13 protein-coding genes and 3 tRNA genes are annotated in these 17860 nt (G+C 58.7%); 10 read left to right on the forward strand and 6 right to left on the reverse strand.

Translation table 11 applies throughout. The features are described from left to right. The first annotated feature begins 86 nt into the window (after positions 1-86). The 10 genes from KQ659_RS12125 (at position 87) to KQ659_RS12170 (ending at position 10336) form a co-directional block, all read left to right on the forward strand. Positions 87-596, forward strand: a complete 510-nt coding sequence (locus KQ659_RS12125) for a hypothetical protein (RefSeq protein WP_216688560.1) — start codon at positions 87-89, stop codon at positions 594-596. 739 nt (positions 597-1335) lie between these two features. Then, complete coding sequence (locus tag KQ659_RS12135) at positions 1336-1497, forward strand: pyridoxamine 5'-phosphate oxidase family protein (protein WP_216688558.1); 162 nt, start codon at positions 1336-1338, stop codon at positions 1495-1497. Between the two features lie 267 nt (positions 1498-1764). Further along, on the forward strand, positions 1765-2448 hold the full coding sequence (locus KQ659_RS12140) for an SIR2 family NAD-dependent protein deacylase (RefSeq protein ID WP_216688557.1): 684 nt from the start codon (positions 1765-1767) through the stop codon (positions 2446-2448). 109 nt (positions 2449-2557) lie between these two features. Then, positions 2558-2803, forward strand: a complete 246-nt coding sequence (locus KQ659_RS12145) for a hypothetical protein (protein WP_216688556.1) — start codon at positions 2558-2560, stop codon at positions 2801-2803. Continuing rightward, positions 2787-2909 carry a hypothetical protein gene (locus KQ659_RS21495; RefSeq protein WP_262898299.1) on the forward strand — a complete coding sequence of 41 codons (123 nt, stop codon included), beginning with the start codon at positions 2787-2789 and terminating at the stop codon, positions 2907-2909. The genes KQ659_RS12145 and KQ659_RS21495 overlap by 17 nt, the downstream gene beginning before the upstream one ends. A gap of 66 nt (positions 2910-2975) precedes the next feature. Continuing rightward, positions 2976-3533 carry a metal-dependent hydrolase gene (locus KQ659_RS12150; protein ID WP_216688555.1) on the forward strand — a complete coding sequence of 186 codons (558 nt, stop codon included), beginning with the start codon at positions 2976-2978 and terminating at the stop codon, positions 3531-3533. 366 nt (positions 3534-3899) lie between these two features. Next, on the forward strand, positions 3900-7637 hold the full coding sequence (locus tag KQ659_RS12155) for a BamA/TamA family outer membrane protein (protein WP_216688554.1): 3738 nt from the start codon (positions 3900-3902) through the stop codon (positions 7635-7637). A gap of 347 nt (positions 7638-7984) precedes the next feature. Beyond that, the gene (locus KQ659_RS12160) at positions 7985-8608 is read left to right on the forward strand and encodes a hypothetical protein (RefSeq protein WP_216688553.1); all 624 of its coding nucleotides are present in this window, start codon (positions 7985-7987) and stop codon (positions 8606-8608) included. Between the two features lie 79 nt (positions 8609-8687). After that, a complete protein-coding gene (locus KQ659_RS12165; protein WP_216688552.1) occupies positions 8688-9125 on the forward strand; it encodes a hypothetical protein in 438 nt (145 codons plus the stop codon). Between the two features lie 221 nt (positions 9126-9346). After that, on the forward strand, positions 9347-10336 hold the full coding sequence (locus tag KQ659_RS12170; RefSeq protein ID WP_216688551.1) for a Ppx/GppA phosphatase family protein: 990 nt from the start codon (positions 9347-9349) through the stop codon (positions 10334-10336). A gap of 70 nt (positions 10337-10406) precedes the next feature. Here KQ659_RS12170 and ppk1 read toward each other — a convergent pair whose 3' ends face one another. The 6 genes from ppk1 to KQ659_RS12200 all read right to left on the reverse strand — a co-directional run bounded on the left by ppk1 (position 10407) and on the right by KQ659_RS12200 (position 17608). Further along, positions 10407-12776, reverse strand: a complete 2370-nt coding sequence (gene ppk1, locus KQ659_RS12175) for a polyphosphate kinase 1 (protein WP_226915540.1) — start codon at positions 12774-12776, stop codon at positions 10407-10409. 460 nt (positions 12777-13236) lie between these two features. Further along, positions 13237-15231, reverse strand: coding sequence for a DNA topoisomerase (ATP-hydrolyzing) subunit B (gyrB, locus tag KQ659_RS12180; protein ID WP_216688550.1), 1995 nt, complete (start codon positions 15229-15231; stop codon positions 13237-13239). Positions 15232-15468: 237 nt separating this feature from the next. Further along, on the reverse strand, positions 15469-16980 hold the full coding sequence (locus KQ659_RS12185) for a T9SS type A sorting domain-containing protein (RefSeq protein ID WP_216688549.1): 1512 nt from the start codon (positions 16978-16980) through the stop codon (positions 15469-15471). A gap of 294 nt (positions 16981-17274) precedes the next feature. Beyond that, positions 17275-17348: transfer RNA gene (locus KQ659_RS12190), tRNA-Arg, on the reverse strand. A gap of 19 nt (positions 17349-17367) precedes the next feature. After that, positions 17368-17441, reverse strand: a tRNA-Pro gene (locus tag KQ659_RS12195). Between the two features lie 79 nt (positions 17442-17520). Beyond that, positions 17521-17608, reverse strand: a tRNA-Ser gene (locus KQ659_RS12200). Positions 17609-17860: the final 252 nt, after the last annotated feature.

Below are 17860 nucleotides of genomic sequence, written 5' to 3' on the forward strand. Positions count from 1 at the left end.
TTTCAGGTCAGGCTGTACCCCCCAGCCCCCTGGATGCGTAGGAGGATTCAATACCTTCACGCTTCTCCTCATCAATCCCACCATACATGTCCGACAACACTGCTTCGCTTCCCAATCAGGATGGCCTGGTTTTCCGTCAGAACACTCATAACCCGCCCCTGAGAAACGGCCTCACCCCGCGCCAGCGCGTGCAGCAGGCCGCTTTTTATGGCCATGATGTGCGCAACGACCCCGAACGCCGCGCGGCCTACGGACAGCATACGGATGAAATCCTGCGCTCGCCCTACTCCGTGGCCGTGGCCGACTACCTGAATGCCCCCAACATCACCAACGTCGATTTCAGCAATTACCATGGGCGGGTGGGCGATGATATTCTGGTGCAGGCCAGCGACGATTTCGCCATTCACCACGTCCACGTCCTCATTCAGAATCCGGATGGCAGCACCGTAGAAGAAGGCAATGCCGTAGCCGAATCGGACGGCACGACGTTTCGCTACGTGGCCACCGCACACAACGACTCGCTGGCCGGCGACAAGATTACCGTGACCACCGCTGACTATCCCGGCAACGAAACAACTAAGCACGAAGTCCTGTAGCGCGAATGCTGTAGTTCGCGTCCCTGCGCCTGTCGCGACGTTCCAAAACGCTGCCTACAAAACCCACACTACTAAAAACGCGCCGCTGCTCCCGTAACTGGAGCGGCGGCGCGTTTTTGGTTCCAACCGGCCCGCAGTGTAGCCTAGCCGCCTATCTTCGCCCTATCACCGACTTCAATTCTCATGCTCACTTCCCTCCGCATTCAAAACTTCCGCAGCATCCGCGACGCTTCCGTGAAGCTGGGGCAAGTCAATCTATTTATTAAAGCTTGTGCGGAATAATGCGTTAGATTTATGCGCGAGATTCAGCAGTGGCCGAAAAGCATCCCAAGACGCATTGTTGCAAATCGTCTGTTTGTGCATATAAGCATTTTTCCCGCATTAACATTATTGGACCGAATAATTCGGGGAAGTCGAATTTTTTGAAGGGTATCTCACTAATGGCGGAGTTGTTTACAGTCAATGATTATCCTAATAAAACGTTGAAAAACTAGGGCCATTGCACCAAATGCGTAGTTAGCGTTGCTATAGTTAAGCTAATATTCACAACGCATTGACCAATAACATGCTTTGAATAAGGCAAGTTGTGAGGAAGCTGTTGTAACTATTTGAGCAGCCAGTAAATCATTTCACCGAATCCTGGCCCTGGAAAGGGCCTTCCGATTCAGCAATCGACACATGTTTTTTTAAGCTCAACCTGAAAACGCTAACTACGCATTTGGTGCAATGACCCTATACGGTGAGCGATATCACCGAGAATCCGCACGTCAGCCTCGTCTTTTCCGGTCCCGATTGGCTGTACGTATCCGTGGTGGGCACCGCCACTCTCATTCGCCAACGCGCCACCCTCGAAAAACATTGGCTGCCCGAGCTCAAGCGCTGGTTCAAGGACGGGAATTGATACGCCCGGTATCGTGCTCATCCGTGTGCAGGCCCGGCGCATCAAGTTCTGGCACGGCGAAGAGGATGGCGAAGTGACGCTGTAGCGAGCAGGCATTATTATGAACGAAGCCGGAACGTTTTCAGGAACGTCATGCCGAGCGCAGCCGAGGCATCTAGCGTGCGGCAGTAACCCTTTTTCAACGATTGATTTACTACTACACGCGAGATGCTCCGGCTGCGCTCGGCATGACGCTCAACCAAGCCCCTAAGACCCTAACTCTACAACATGAAACACCTCGTTGTCCTCACCGGAGCCGGCGTGTCGGCCGAGTCCGGCATCCGCACGTTCCGCGACACCAATGGGCTGTGGGAAGACCACCGCGTTGAGGACGTGGCCTCCCCTGAGGGCTTTGCCCGCAATCCCGCTTTGGTGCTCGATTTTTACAACCAGCGCCGCGCTCAGGCCCGCACCGTGCAGCCCAACGCCGCTCACCTGGCCCTGGCCGGCTTCGAGGAGCAGCCCGGCTGGCGCGTGAGCATCATCACCCAAAACGTGGACGACCTGCACGAACGAGCCGGCTCCACCGATGTGCTGCACTTGCACGGCATGCTGAACCAAATGCGCTCCGTAGCCAGGGAAACCACCGTCTACGACTGCTCCGACGACATCAACCTCGGCGACCTGGCTCCTGATGGCCACCAGCTGCGCCCGCACATTGTATGGTTTGGCGAGATGGTGCCCGCTATTGAGGAAGCCGCCGAAACCGTGGCCACCGCCGATGCCCTGCTCATCGTGGGCACTTCGCTGCAAGTGTACCCGGCGGCGGGCTTGCTGCACTACGCCCCCTCTGCCTGCCCCGTCTTCGTCATCGACCCGCACCAGCCCGAAGCCGGCCGGCGCGGCGTGCGCTACGTGGTGGAAGCCGCCAGCACGGGCGTGCCCAAGGTACTGAAGGAACTAGTGCAGTAACGCCGATTTGAAGGTTCAAGAGCCATATAAAACGTCCTGCTGAGCTGCTGGCGTGCTAGTTTACTCAAAAAACCGCTTCCAAATACCTTCTGTTTTCTATCTTAGCGGCATGTACAGACTCGTCACCAAATACAGAATCTTCGGCCTCCGGCACGAATACGATACAACCAACCACACCAACCATATGGTGCTCAAGCCCGTTAGCGCGGCTCCGCAGGAGTTCGAAACCGAGCTGGACGCTACCGACTGGGCCCTGGCCAACCACGATGATATGCTGCACCACCCCGACTTCGTGGTAACGCCGGTGCACCACATGGTACTCACCTGGCGCCCCGAAGATGAGCCGGCCATCTAGTACGCGCGGCTTCTGGGGGGAGTTCTGGCCCAAGGCCCTCATCCTCGTTGCCGTCATCGCGGCCCTGTGGCTGCTCGAACACTACGGCGTTATCCGGCGCTGGTAAACGCATTCTCTTTGCGCTGGTCCGTCTGCCTTTGGCAGGCGGACCAGTCGCTTTTTATTCCTGCTCATGGCTTCCGCATTTGGCCACGCCGCGCTGGGGGCCACCCTGGGTAAACTCCTGCTCCCCAACCGCCGGCACTGGCCATACTGGATAGCGGCGGGCATCTGCGCCGCTTTGCCCGATGTAGATTCGGTGGGCTACCGCCTGGGGGTGCCCTACGACAGCCTTTGGGAGCACCGGGGGCTCACGCACTCGCTGCTGGCGGCCGTCGTAGTGGCTGCAATAGGCACCTTACTGGCCCAGCTGGCCCGGCCCGGCCAGCGGCCCGCCACCGGGCGGCTGGCGCTGCTGCTATTTCTGGCCACCGCCTCGCACGGCCTGCTCGATGCCCTGACAACTGGCGGGCTGGGCGTGGCTTTCTTTAGCCCCTGGCACCTGGAGCGCTATTTCTTCCCTTTCCGGCCCATCAGGGTATCGCCCCTGAGCATCCGGAGTTTCTTCGGAGCCAAGGGCTTGCGGGTGCTGGCCAGCGAAACTATTTGGGTGGGACTGCCGTGCCTGCTGCTTCTGGGCTGGCAGGCATTGTGGCCGTTTTCAAACAGGAGGCGCCCGGCGTGGCACTAATGGAGCTGTTTGGCTGAAGTAGGGCCGCCTGCTTAGCCCAAGCTGCAGAGTAGTCGCGGGGCGGCGGAAAATTGGTAGCGGCACCAAAGCGTTTTACCCGTCACGCAGTAGGGTGCGCTGCGTTTTCGCATGCCACTTCGTGATGAGCAAGGGACGGAAAATGCTGCCAATGCTGGCATCGCTGGCACGGAGCCAACGCGCATCAGGCCCGAGGGACCGGTCCGGCAATCAGGGTATCAGACGGTTCTATGCTCGGCAATCACTGAGATAATGGGTAAACAAAAGCGGAAAATTGGGCTTTGAGCCTCCTTTAAAATAACCAAATTTCGCCTCTCTACCGTAGAAGAAGGCCCTAACCCTTCGCTTATGCTATTTCGCTACGTTCGCGCCCTTTTTATTGGGCTCAGTATCGCCGCTACTGCTCCTGCCTTCGCCCAGGCCCCGGCCCACACTGTTTTCCTGCTGGGCAACACTGCCCAGGCCGAGCTGCCTGCTACCCGCCTCAAGCTGCTGCGCGCTACCCTGGAGCAGCAAACTGGTCCTTTCACAGTAGTGCATTTGGGTGATATTGTGGCAAATGAGGGTTTGGCCACTAAAAGGGATACCGCCGTCAGCCAACAGGCCCGGGACCGCGCCGATGACCTGATTGCCCTGGTAAAGGGACTTCCGCAGGGCAAAATCTATTTCCTGCCCGGCGATAAGGACTGGGCCAACTCCGGCCCCGCCGGCCTCAAAGCCGTGCGCCGCCTCGAAAAATACATCGAGAAGCAGCTGCCCGGCCAGAATGCCTTTATCCCCACCAATGGCTGCCCCGGCCCCGAAGTGGTAGACGTGGCCCCGCTGGTACGCCTCGTGGCCATCAATACCCCTTGGTTCACGCACCCCTTCGACCGGCCCGAAGCGCCCGATACCGACTGCAAGACCCTGACCAAGCAGGAGTTCCGCGAGCAGCTGCAGGACCTGATTGACGAAACCAAGAACCGGAACGTGCTGCTGCTGGGCCACCACCCCGTGGTGACCAACGGCGTGTACGGCGGCCACGAGCCGCTTTCGCGCCACCTCAGCCCTCCAGTATTCGGCACCATCTACGCGGCCTACCGCCAGAACGTGGGCACCCCGCGCGACCTGGCCAACCCGCGCTACCAGGAGCTACGCAAGGAGCTACTGAACACGTTGCAGAGCAACCCCGGCGTGATTTATGCCGCCGCGCACGATTTCAGCCTGCAAATCACTCCTTTCCAGGGCAACTACCACATTGTGAGCGGCAGCTTTGTAGAAAGTGAGCATGTGGGGGCCAAGGGCCAGTCGCTCTACAGCAAAAGCGAGGAAGGCTACACTACCCTCGAATACTTCGCCGATGGCACCGTGAAGACGCACGTTTTCACCTTCGGCACTAGCGACCAAGCTCCAAAAGTTGCTTATACAGCAAACTTATTTAGTTCTGCCTGTGACACACCTGAACACTCAGGGTTGATTGTTGAGGACAGAGGCCCCATCAATCCGTTCATCAATGCCTGCCCTGGCGTGCCCAAAGTCACCGCCGTTGAAACTGCTGCCACTCCTTTCCAGGCCACAACCGTCGTGGTGCCCGGCCCCGAGTACAAGCCTACCGGCAGCCGTAACTTCTTCATCGGGAAAATTTACCGCGCTGCCTGGCTACAGCCGGTAACGGTGAAAACGCTGGATTTGAACACCGAAAAAGGCGGCCTGCGCCCCACCGGCAAAGGTGGCGGACGCCAGACGACTTCGCTCAAGCTCATTGCGGCCGACAGCTCGGAGTACGTTTTCCGCTCCGTGGACAAGGACGTGACCAAGATTCTGCCGCCCGAGCTGCGCAATTCCATTGCCTCGGATGTGCTGCGCGACGTGACGGCCACGGCCAACCCGTACAGCAACCTGCCCATCAGCTACATGCTGGACCAGACGGACATTCTGCATGCCCGCCCGCGCCTGTTTCGCCTGCCCGATAACCAGCAGCTCGGGAGCTACCGCGAGCAGTATGCCGGCCTACTCGGCACCCTCGAAGACTCGCCCAAAGACCCCAAGCCCAACCTGCCCGGCTTCGGCGGCTCCGATGAGGTGAGCCGCAGCTTCAGCCTATTTCGCAAGCTGTACAAGGACCACGACAACCGCGTGGATGGGCCGGCCCTGGCTCGCGCCCGCGCCTTTGATATGCTGGTGGCCGACTTCGGCAAGCACGAGGATAACTGGAAATGGGCCGGCTACAAGCAGCCCAACGGCGGCCTGCTCTACCGTCCCATCCCGCGCGACCGCGACCAGAGCTTCACGCTCTGGAACGGCTTCCTCAGCTACCTGGCCAACCGCGAGTGGGCCGTACCCAGCATCGAGGGCTTCAACGACCAGTTTGAGGACATGAAAAGCCTGAACTGGCCCGCCCGCCACCTCGACCGGTTCCTGCTGCAAAATCTGAGCCGCGAAGACTGGCAGACCGCCGCCAAGTACCTGCAGGCCAAAATTTCCCCTACCGTCATCGACGGTGCCACGGCCCAGCTGCCGCCCGAAATTCAGGATAAATCCAGCAAGAACATCAACCGCAAGCTGAAGGCCCGCATTCAGGAGCTGCCCAAGGCTATTGATGAATATTACCTGCTGTTGGCCCGCCGCGTCGATGTGGTGGGTTCGAACAAGGGCGAGGTATTCCAGGTGAACCGGCTGCCCGACGGCCAGGTGCACGTGCAGATGTTTGACCGCGCCGGCGACACCGACGCCGCCAAGGGTCCGGCCCTGTTCGACCGCACCTTCAAGCCCGCTGAAACCGAGGAAGTGTGCCTCTACGGCCTCGGCGGTAAGGATGTATTCACCGTCACCGGCGAGGGTGGCAGGCACAGCGTGCTGGTGCGCGTGATTGGCGGCGATGGCAAGGACAAAATCACCGACAATTCCACGGCCACCGGCCTACGCACCCGCACCAAAATCTACGACCTACCCGACACCGAAATGCAGCTCGGCCCGGAGTCGGACAACCGCACCAGCACCCGCCCGGGCGTGAACGAGTACGACCGCGAGCAGTTCGAATTCAACTCGTACCGGCCCAGTATCGGCTTGTTTTACAATGCCAACGACGGCTTTGGGGCCAGCGCGGGCATTACGTTTCTGCGGCAGGGTTTCCGCAAGCCGGGGTATAAGAATATGTATTCGTTTGATTTGCAGGGCAGCATTAACGGCCTGTTTCAGCTCACAGCCAGCACCCGGCACCGCTACGCCATTGGCAAGGTCGATGTGGGCGCATCGGCCAGCTACGGCAGCTACTTCCCCTTCTACCGCTTCTTCGGGCTGGGCAACAACACCGGCTTCGACCAGACGCTCTACGACAACAAGTTCTACAATGCCCGCTACCGCGGCTACACCGTGAATGCCTTTCTGGAGCGCACCTTCCTGCAGCGCAGCGTCATCCGGGTGGGGCCAACGTACGAAAACTACATCAGTAGCTTCGGCGACAATACATACCTCGGCACCATTAATACCCGCCCCGCCGATGTGCGCCCCAACACCAGCACCCAGCAGCTGGTTGGCCTCAACGGCGTGTTCGACCTTGACCTGCGCAACCGCCCCAGCTTTGCCCAGCGCGGCGTCCGCATCCGGGTGCAGCACGACAGCTACTACCAGCTCACCAATACTAAAAGCAACTTTGGCCTCACCCAGGGCTTCGCCGAATATTACGGTACAGCTAAAATCGGCCTGCCCGTTACGCTCGTTCTCAAAGGCGGCGGGGCCAAAAACTACGGCCCCGACGCCGCCATTCCCTTCTATAAATTCGCCAGCATTGGCCAGAACGAGGGCCTGCGTGGCTACTACCGCAACCGCTTCAGCGGCGACGCTGCCCTGTATTACAACACGGAATTGCGCATCGCGCTGGGCCAGGTCAAAAACAACTTCCTGCCCTTCTACTACGGCGTGTTCGGCTTCTACGACCAGGGCCGGGTGTACTACCAGGGCGCCTCGCCCGGCGACTGGCACACCGGCTACGGCGGTGGCTTCTACATCGCCCCGGTGGTCGAAACGCTGACCTTCGCCGTGTCTTACCAGAAGTCGGTGGAAAGCTCGCTCATCCAGTTCGGCCTGGGCTTCCGCCTAGATAAGTAACCCAGGCGGCTGGCCGGCGCTCGAATAGGCCAACGGTCACCACGTCGACTAATACCGTCCATTGGGCGAGTGCCGGAATTTCCGATATAACCGTGGGCTACCTTCGGGTTAAATGGGTGGTTAGCCAGTCAAAACCTGCTCCTTCCCTCCCGGTTCACCTATTATGTTCTCCTGGCTTTTCGCCTTATTTATACGGCGTAAACGGGCCGGAGCCGCTGGGCTGGGCCCCTAAGCATCATCGCCCAGGCGGCGCAGGCGCAGCAGACGCCGCCCTTCCCGGCCTCGGCCGACGTGGTGGACGGACCCGGCTGGCGTTCCCGCGCCTGCCCGCCCACGATTCGCTTTCGATGCAGCGCGGCCAGAAAGCCCTGCTGATAGTGCCCGTAATTGGGTACACGCAGCAAACCGGCGGCATTGCGCAGCTGGCGTTCAGCCTGGCTTTTGCCCGACCGGGGGCCAATGTATCGGCGGTACTCGCCGGGGCCGCCTACACCGTCAACGACCAGCTAATCATCACGGCCACGTCTTCCCTCTGGACCACCGACAACCACTGGTATTTTGTGGGCGACTGGCGGCTGATGCGCTATCCGCAAAGCACCTACGGCCTGGGCATGTACACCAGTACCACCGACCGCGTGGTGAGTATGAACTATGACTACCTCCGCATTTACGAAAGTGCGCTGCGACGCATTGCCCCGGCCTGGTACGCGGGCCTGGGCTACCAGCTCGACTACCACTGGAACATTGTGAGCCGCAACGCTTTTTGCGAGGTGAACCGAATTTCGCGCTACCCGTTCGGGGTTGAGAGCACATCGGTATCCTCCGGCCCGGTGCTGGCCCTGCTGCACGACACCCGCGCCAACGCCATCAACCCGCAGGGTGGCCGCTACCTAAGCACCGTGCTGCGCACCAATCTCAAAGCCCTCGGTAAGTGCTTGCTCCAAATTAAACAGTTGATGCATTTGGCATAACTAACTGATAGCAAACAAGAAAAAGAAAGTCTATCAGCTAAAAGCTAATGGTTCTGCACTTAGTACCAATATTTCGCAGATGCTGCTGATTGACGCCCGCACCTACCTGCACCCCTCGCCGCGCTCGGCTAATATCTTGGCGCTGTGGCGCTACAATGCCGTCACCATTGCCGGCAACCCGCCCTTCCTCGACCTGCCCAGCACCGGCTGGGACACTTATAGCAACACCGACCGGGGCTTCATTCAGGGCCGTTTTCGGGGCGATGACCTGCTCTATGGCGAGGTCGAATACCGCTACGGCATCACCCGCAACCGCCTGTTGGGCGGCGTCGTTTTCGCCAATGCCCAGACCGTAACCGAGCAGCAAAGCCGGCACTTCGAGAAGGTAGTACCCGCCGCCGGGGCTGGCCTGCGCCTCCGCCTCAACAAGGTATCCAACACCACCCTGGCCATCGATTATGCCTTCGGAGCCGATGGCTCGCACGGCCTCAGCCTGAACCTCGGAGGGGTATTTTGAGTAGTATACCTCACCTCAGAATGAGCGCCCGAATACCGGACGCGGGTAAATAGCCGGTTTTTGGCTAACAGGCTGCTCGCTGCTCCAAATGACGCCCCGACGACGAGCGGACAGCCAGCTAAAAAGCAGGCAACCCGCATCTGCCGCATGCCGCTAAAATCGATTCCCAAAGCCCCGCCCATCGGCTTACCTTTGGGTTTTACATCTTTCCCCGCTCCTGCATGAATTTCCCCCTTCGCAAGCTCGCCGCCATTGATATTGGGTCCAACGCTGTTCGTTGTCAGATATCGGCCGTGCTGTTTTACGAAGGGCGCTACCGCCTCAAGCGCGTTGAGTACGTGCGCTTTCCCATGCGCCTGGGCGAAGACGTATTCGCCACCGGCGAGATTTCGCCGGCCAAGGAGGAGAAATTCGTCAAGTTTCTGCACTCGCTACGCCTCCTGATGGAAGTGCACGACGTGGCCCACTACTTGGTGTGCGCCACCTCGGCCATGCGCTCGGCCACCAACGGCGCGGCTATCGCCGCCCGCGTGCACCGGGAGTTGGGCATGGAAATCAAGGTAATCGACGGCCAGGACGAAGCCTTTTACATCAACCGCGTCATTGAGCATGTGCTGGAAGACAAGCGCCACTACCTGCACATCGACGTAGGCGGCGGCAGCACTGAATTCAACATCTACCACGACCGCCGCAAGGTGGCCGCGCAGTCGTTCGAAATCGGCTCCATCCGCCGCATGCAGCAGGAGGAAAGCGGCGAGGCTGGCACCGAAGCCCAGGCCGAGCTCTGGGCCCGCATGGAAGCCTGGGTACGCCACAATGCCCGCCAGTACCACGTTACCCGCGCCATCGGCACGGGCGGCAACATCAATAAAATCTACAGCCTCACCTCTTCGGCTCCCGATAAGCACATCACCCGCCGCGGCATTGAGGCCACGCTCACCCGCCTCTCGGGCCTGACCATGACCGAGCGCGTGAACGTGGCCATGCTCAACCCCGACCGCGCCGACGTTATCATTCCCGCCGGCCACATCTACCTCTCCGCCATGCAGTGGGCCAACGTCACCACCATGGTCGTGCCCGACATCGGCCTGAAAGACGGCATGCTACAAGCCCTATTTGAAGAATTCTTCGACGAGATGAACCCCGAAGGCGGCCACCCCGCCGTGCTCCCCATCCCCGATGTACGGAATCAGCCCGCCGAAAGGGAGTGATATGGTAGGGTAAGCAGGTAAGAGGGTAACTCCTAACCTCTTACCTGCTTACCCTAAAAAACCCCTTTCGCTACGCCTTCGCCGCGCCCACGGCGGCCTCGTCGATATGCCCTACGGGTGTTGCATCGTCCTCGCAGGCCTCGTCCTGCTCACAGTCGTTCTCGCCGCCCTCGCCGAACGTGTCGTCCCGCGTATTAGCTTCCTCAATCGACTCCAGCACCGTTAGCGCTGCCGCTTCTTCCGAAGCCTGTAAGGCGGCCGCCACATCGGCGCGGCGCTGCGCCTGCACCCCCAGCAGGGCCAGCAGCCCTTCCGGCGACGCGGTGGCCAGCTGAGCTTCGTCGCGCTTGAAGAAATCCTTGTGCACGTTCACCACCGGCTCGCCGGGCGCGGGGCGCTGGCGGATGTACGCGCCGTCTTCGCGCATCACGTAGCTATTCTGATTGTCCATCATATTCATCATCAGAATATTAATGGCTTCCCGCTTCAGCTGCGGATTCACAATCAGGAACAGTGCCTCAATGCGCCGGTCGAACGAGCGGACCATGATATCGGCCGAGCCAGCGTACACTTTGGCATCGCCGCCGTTGTGGAAATAGAACAGGCGCGTGTGCTCCAGGTATTCGCCCACAATGCTGCGCACCTCAATATTCTCGCTCAGGCCCGACCGCCCCGGCCGCAGGCAGCAGATACCGCGCACAATAAAGCGGATGGGCACGCCCGCCTTCGCCGCCTTATAGAACTCGTCGATAATCTCCTTGTCTTCCAGCGAGTTCATCTTCATCACGATGCCGCTCTCATGCCCCTTTTTAGCGTGCTTCACCTCTTCGCGAATGAGGTGGATGAGCTGCTGACGCATATCCTTGGGCGCCGTGATGAGGTATTCGTAATCATCGGGCTGCGAGTGGCCGGTAATTACGTTGAAGAATTCTGACACGTCATGGCCATACACGTCGTTGGTCGTCAGCAGGCTGACGTCGGTATAGAGGCGCGAGGTCTGCTCGTTGTAGTTGCCCGAGCCAATGTGCACGTAGCGCGTCACCTTTTCCCCTTCCTTGCGGATAATCATGAGCAGCTTAGTGTGCGTCTTATATTTGCTCACGCCATAAATCACGAAGCAGCCGGCCTTTTCCAGCCGTGCGCCTTCCCGAATATTCTTCTCCTCATCAAACCGGGCCTTCACTTCGAACAGCACCGAAACGTGCTTGCCATTCTCGGCCGCCTTCAGCAGCGCAGCCGATACGCGCGAGTCATCAGCCAACCGGTAGATGGTTTGCTTGATACCCAGTACGTGCGGGTCCACCGCCGCCTGCTCCAGCAGCCGCACCATGGGCTCAATGCTGTTGTAGGGGTGGTGCAGCAGCACGTCGTGGTGCTTGAGGTATTCGAACAGATTTTCGTCAGCCCCCTCGGGCAGGCTCAGCGGTGGTACCGAAGCCTGCATTTTGGCGGCCCGGCCCCGGAAATTGGGATGGCGCACAATCTGCCACAAGCCCTTTAAATCAATCAACGAATTGATTACGAATACGTTACCGTTGTCAATGTTCCATCGCTCGCGCAGCACGTTCATCAGCGTACCCGAGGCGTTGGGCTCCACTTCCACACGTACCACACGGCCGCGCTTGCGGGTTTTCAGGCCCACCTGAATTTCCTTAATGAAGTCGTTGTCAATGTCATCCGACTCTTCCAGCGTGAAATCGCCGTTGCGGGTAATCCGGAACAGGTCGGCCGACACGATATCCACGTTGCGGAACAGGCGCGGCAGAAACTCGCGCACCACTTCCTCAATCGGCACAAAAATGACCTTATCCTTGCGCGTGAGCTCGAAAAACCGGGTCAGGTTCTGCGGAATCTGCACGAAGGTGAGGCGCTCCTGCCCTTTATCAGCCTCGCCATCGAGCCCCAGGGCCAGGCCGTTGCCAATGCGCGTAACGACCCCGAAGATGAGCATCTGGTTCATCATCAGCGGGAAGCCGTGGTACGAGTCGTACACCATCGGCGTGAGCAGCGGAAACACGGTGTTTTTGAAGTAGCCATCGGCCTTCTTTACTTCCAGTTCCGTCAGGTCGCTCATCTTCAGAATATTGAAGCCGTTCTTCTCGAAGTTAGGCCGCAATTCATTCAGGTACGTCAGGCTCTGGTCGTTCACGAAGCGGTGCGCGAAATCGAGCAGCTTGCGCCGGAATGGCAGCTCGCGCAGCCCCGAGTAGTCGATGCGCTCCTTGCCATAATCGAGGTAGTTATACAGCGAGCCCACCCGAATCATGAAAAACTCATCGAGGTTGGAGCTGGTGATAGCCAGAAACTTAAGCTTGTCAAACAGGCCCCGACTGGCGTCCTGCACCTGGTCGAGCACCCGGTAGTTGAACCGCAGCCAACTCAGGTCGCGGCTGATGTACTTGCTTTTGCGGATAAGGTCGGAGGACTTGAAGAGCTTCATAATGGATAAGGATGGCAGGACAAAATACGTGAAATATGCCCCACGAATAATACTTTACGCGGAAATAATAGCGGTGGCCTCAATCTCGACCAACAATCGCGGGTCAATCAGGGCCTTAGCTTCCAGCACGAACAATGCAGACCAACTGGCCGCAATACCTTCGCCATTTGCCTGGCCCACGGCTCCCATAGCAGGACGCAGGTCACAAACCTGCGCGCATCTGCCACGTTCTCAAACGGTGTACCCACGGCATTAGGTGCCACGCCTATCTTTTCCAGCATACGCTAGCTGTGGATATAAGTATCTGAACCAAGCACGGCTGAGCCAGCAACAGCAACTCATAGCAATAGCCCACCACTACCTCAAAAAAGAAAAGCACAGCGAAAAAAGAAGGGCAGCCTAAATGGCTGCCCTTCCTCACATTCACAAAATCCGTTAAAATCCGCGCTAATCCGTGGTCTTAGACGTCCAGCTTGGCGTATTTGGCGTTGCGCTCGATAAAGTCGCGGCGCGGGGCCACCTCGTCGCCCATCAGCATCGAGAACAGGTGGTCGGCATCGGCGGCCGACTCTACCGTTACCTGCTTCAGCGTACGCGTCATGGGCTGCATGGTGGTGGTCCAGAGCTGCTCGGCGTTCATTTCACCGAGGCCTTTATAGCGCTGCACGTTCACCGTTTCGGGCTTGCCGCGTCCGAGGTCGGCCTGGGCGGCGATGCGCTCCTCTTCGTTCCAGCAGTAACGCTCCTCCTTGCCGCGCTTCACGAGGTAGAGCGGCGGCTGGGCGATGTAGATGTAACCCCGGTCCACCAGCTCGCGCATGTAGCGGAAAAAGAAGGTCAGAATCAGGGTACGGATGTGCGAGCCATCGATATCAGCGTCGGTCATGATGATGACCTTGTGGTAGCGCAGCTTGCTGAAGTTCAGCGGCCCCGATTCGGTACCGTCATCATCGGTCGTAAATGCCAGCGACTTGCGCTCGTTGAAGCTCACGCCCAACGCCGTAATCATGTTCTTGATTTCCTCGTTCTCCAGAATGCGGTGCTCCTGGGCTTTCTCCACGTTCAGGATTTTACCGCGCAGCGGCAGAATGGCCTGAAACGCCCGGTTGCGGCCCTGCTTGGCCGTGCCCCCGGCCGAATCTCCTTCGACGAGGTACAGCTCGCAGATTTCGGGGTCCGACTCCGAGCAGTCGGCCAGCTTGCCGGGCAGGCTGTTGCTGCTCAGCACACCCTTGCGCTGCACCATGTCCTTGGCCTTGCGGGCGGCGATGCGGGCCTTGGCGGCCAGAATCACCTTCTCCATAATGCGATTGGCCTGGTTGGGGTTCTCATCGAGGTACTGGGTGAGGATTTCACCCACTACCGAGTTCACCGCGCCGCTCACCTCGGAGTTACCGAGCTTGGTTTTGGTCTGGCCCTCAAACTGGGGCTCCTGCACTTTCACCGAGATAACGGCTGTGAGCCCCTCGCGGAAGTCATCGCCGGTAATCTCAACCTTGGCTTTTTCGAACAGCTTGTTCTTGTCGCCGTAGGTTTTCAGCACCCGCGTCACCGCCGAGCGGAAGCCCGCTACGTGCGTGCCACCCTCAATGGTATTGATGTTGTTGACGTAGGAATAGACGTTTTCCTGGTACGAGGTATTATACTGCAGGGCCACTTCTACGGGCGTGCCGCCCTTCTCGCTCTCCACGTAAATGGGCTCCGAAAGCAGCGACGGCCGCTGCTCGCCGTCGAGGTACTGCACGAAGTCGCGCAGGCCGCCGGTCGAGTAAAACTCTTCGCCGCGAAACGCGCCACCCTCCAGCTTCTCGCGGCGATCGATGAGCGTGATGCGGATGCCTTTGTTGAGGTACGAGAGGTCGCGCAGGCGCGAAGCCACCGTATCATAGCGGTATTCGGTTTCGGTGAAGATGCTGGCGTCCGGCAGGAACTGCACTTCCGTGCCGTGCTCGTCGGTATCGCCCACTTCCTTCACCGGGTACTGCGGAAAGCCAATTTTATACTCCTGCTCGTACATGTGGCCGTTGCGGCGCACGGTCACTTTCAGGTCGGTGCTGAGCGCGTTCACGCAGCTCACACCCACGCCATGCAGGCCGCCGGATACCTTGTAGGAGCCTTTGTCGAACTTGCCACCGGCGTGCAGCACGGTCAGTACCACTTCCAGGGCCGACTTGCCTTCCTTGGCGTGCCAGTCTACGGGAATGCCACGGCCATTGTCGCGCACGGTCACCGAGTTATCCTCGTTGATGGTCACGTTAATCAGGTCGCAATGCCCGGCGAGGGCTTCGTCAATCGAGTTATCGACCACTTCCCACACTAGGTGGTGCAGACCTTTCAGCCCGGTGTCGCCGATGTACATGCTGGGCCGCTTGCGCACGGCCTCCAATCCTTCGAGTACTTGAATGCTGTCGGCCGAATAATCCGACTGGGGAATCTTTGCTGTTGTTTCGCTCATGAGGGCGGGATTAAATCAGGTCATAAAACCGCCCCACGGGCGGCTAGGTACTGAACACTCAAAAGTACATATTTAATCCCATTTTGAGTATTTTTCGCGCCATTTATCCTCGGATTTTTTCATTTTCCCAGCCGCAGAAAACGAGTTTGCGGCCGGCTCTGACACAGCTGCTATGCGGGCACAAAAAAAGGGCCTTTCTCCGCGGAGAAAGGCCCTTTTTCAAAAGTAATCTGGCAGTTAGTCAATCACAACCTTCTGGGTAGCCAGGCCAGCGTCCGTGCGGATTTGCAGGGTGTACACGCCGGTTTTCTCGCCACTCAGGTCGAGGCTGATTTTGCGCGCGCCGATGGCGGCCGCGTTCAGGGTCTGCGACTTCACCTGGCGGCCCAGGGCATCAGAAACGGTGAGCTGCGCGCCCGTTTTCAGCTCCGAACCCAGGTCCACGTTGAACACGCCGGAAGTACTGGGATTGGGGTATACGTTCAGCGCGCTCTGCAGGGCCGCGTTGCGGGTAGCCGTCACGGTGCGCGAGTATTTGTACACGCCGCCTGCGCCGTTGGGGTCGGTGTAGAGGCCGCCGTAGCCTACTACGTTATTAGCAGTAGCGCCGGGAATCAGGTCCATGCAGAAGAAATAGCCAGGAGCCGCCAGCGTTGTACCCGAAACGTTGAGGTTCGTCCAGTTCACGCCATCAGTGCTGATGGAAGTACCAAAGTCTTCCGGAACCTGATTGGTGGTAGGTAGGGGGAAACGCGCACCGGTGCTGTAGTAGGTATTACCCACGGCGTCAATGGCGTTGCGGAAGAAGCTGCCAGTGGCATTGTTGGCCGGCGTAATGGCCGTCCAGGTAGCGCCGCCGTCGCTGGTACGGGCCACGTTAAGTGCTGTGGCAGCAGCGCCACCACCCGGCGAGGTGTAGCCGAAAGCAATACCGTCGAGGTTGTTGCTCTTGAATGCCAGCTGCGACACCGCCCCCACGATGTTCGGAATGAGCCCCGAAGCCGTCCAGGTCACCCCGAAGTCGGTGGTTTTGAACACCCGCACCTGCGCGGCGTTGTTCGACGAGGCCAGCCCGGTCCACAGGGTGCCAGGAGCCGAATTTGAAGGAAAGAAGGCGCCTGCGTTGCCGTATTCGTTCGCCAGCGGGGCCGGCACGTTTGCCGTCACCCGAACCCAGTTCTCACCGCCATCGGTGGTACGCAGAATTTCAAACGCACTGCCGGCAGCCGAGGCTGGGTCGCCAAGCGAAACGCCCGTGGTAGCGTTGAACATGTGTACCCAATTGCAGAAAGTGCCGGCTCCCGTAAACTGCGTAGACGTAGTTTTCTTAACCCAGGTCTGACCACCGTTGGTGGTCTTCACAATCTCGCCGCCGTAAGTGGTAGCACCATCAAAAGTGGAGCCCGGAAAGGCGCAGGCGACTGCAGTAGTGGCACTAATACCAGAAACATTACCGACTGTGGCACTTTTAGTCGGGCCACTGGTCACCGAAATATCGCCCCAGTCGAACTGGTCACCCGCGGTATTGTTGCTGCGGATAAAATTCCTTGGAATGGAAGCCGGAGCACCGGTGGCCACCCTATCAGAGGTTACTCCCCACACCACGGTTGCCGAGAGTGTGCTGAGGTCAACGATGTTAGACTGAGTCAGGATGTTGCTGGTGGGAGCATTGACAAGCGTCCAGGGGGCCTGCGCATTGGCGTGACCGGCAAATCCGAGCAGGCCCAAAAAGAGTAGTGATTTTTTCATGGAAACGGGGTGAAAATTGAGGGGATTAAAGAGGGTAAAAACGGGTAGCTGAGGCAAACAAGTAACTACGCGTAGGCAGTTACACATCAAATGAAGTGTTTGTTTTCGGGGTCCAAGATAAGAAACGTTGTCGATTTCACCGCATAAGTAACGGATGAGCTTAGGGAAAACCGGCGTTGGCAGGGTCCTTCCGGATGCACTTGCGGGGCGTCGTTGCCGTGGTCAGCTTTCGGACTGAGGCTATTGACCGGAAATGCAAAAGGCCCTCCCCGGGATGGGGAAGGCCTTGTACAGTGGCCCCGTTTGGATTCGAACCAAAGACCGACTACTTAGAAGGTAGTTGCTCTATCCAGCTGAGCTACGGGGTCGAAACGGGGCAAAAAAATGTCGGGGTGGCAGGATTCGAACCTACGACCTCCTGGTCCCAAACCAGGCGCGATACCGGGCTACGCTACACCCCGAAAAAAAATAATGCTGAGTTAAAAAAACGACTTGTTGGGTGGAGCCCCAACGAGCTGCTTTCGCAACCCAACATTATAGTGGAGAAGGGGGGATTCGAACCCCCGGTAACCTTTAGAGCTACGGCAGTTTAGCAAACTACTGGTTTCAGCCACTCACCCACTTCTCCGGCTGTTGTTTTCGCTTCCGTCTGAAGCGGGTGCAAATATACGGGCAGAACTGAAAGAGCCATGCTTTTATTAAAAAAAATCTGTGCGCAGCGAAAAGCACCAGGCGCGACGCGGCCCCCTTCCCCAACTAAATCAGGCCGTTGGACTCCTGATTTGGACTGGTTGCTTATTGCAGAAAAATGAGCGGCCCGGCCGGGCGTAGTAATATTGGTGCTCATTTTGACCAAACGTGCTAACCTGGGCTTATCCTG

Source organism: Hymenobacter siberiensis (genome assembly GCF_018967865.2).
Lineage (GTDB): Bacteria > Bacteroidota > Bacteroidia > Cytophagales > Hymenobacteraceae > Hymenobacter > Hymenobacter siberiensis.

Excerpts from the sequence above, each read along its gene's own strand:
- KQ659_RS12125 (WP_216688560.1), top strand. The coding sequence starts at position 87 with ATGTCCGACAACACTGCTTCGCTTCCCAATCAGGATGGCCTGGTTTTC.
- KQ659_RS12140 (WP_216688557.1), top strand. The coding sequence starts at position 1,765 with ATGAAACACCTCGTTGTCCTCACCGGAGCCGGCGTGTCGGCCGAGTCC.
- KQ659_RS12145 (WP_216688556.1), top strand. The coding sequence starts at position 2,558 with ATGTACAGACTCGTCACCAAATACAGAATCTTCGGCCTCCGGCACGAA.
- KQ659_RS21495 (WP_262898299.1), top strand. The coding sequence starts at position 2,787 with ATGAGCCGGCCATCTAGTACGCGCGGCTTCTGGGGGGAGTTCTGGCCC.
- KQ659_RS12150 (WP_216688555.1), top strand. The coding sequence starts at position 2,976 with ATGGCTTCCGCATTTGGCCACGCCGCGCTGGGGGCCACCCTGGGTAAA.
- KQ659_RS12155 (WP_216688554.1), top strand. The coding sequence starts at position 3,900 with ATGCTATTTCGCTACGTTCGCGCCCTTTTTATTGGGCTCAGTATCGCC.
- KQ659_RS12160 (WP_216688553.1), top strand. The coding sequence starts at position 7,985 with ATGCAGCGCGGCCAGAAAGCCCTGCTGATAGTGCCCGTAATTGGGTAC.
- KQ659_RS12165 (WP_216688552.1), top strand. The coding sequence starts at position 8,688 with ATGCTGCTGATTGACGCCCGCACCTACCTGCACCCCTCGCCGCGCTCG.
- KQ659_RS12170 (WP_216688551.1), top strand. The coding sequence starts at position 9,347 with ATGAATTTCCCCCTTCGCAAGCTCGCCGCCATTGATATTGGGTCCAAC.
- ppk1 (WP_226915540.1), bottom strand. The coding sequence starts at position 12,776 with ATGAAGCTCTTCAAGTCCTCCGACCTTATCCGCAAAAGCAAGTACATC.
- gyrB (WP_216688550.1), bottom strand. The coding sequence starts at position 15,231 with ATGAGCGAAACAACAGCAAAGATTCCCCAGTCGGATTATTCGGCCGAC.
- KQ659_RS12185 (WP_216688549.1), bottom strand. The coding sequence starts at position 16,980 with ATGAAAAAATCACTACTCTTTTTGGGCCTGCTCGGATTTGCCGGTCAC.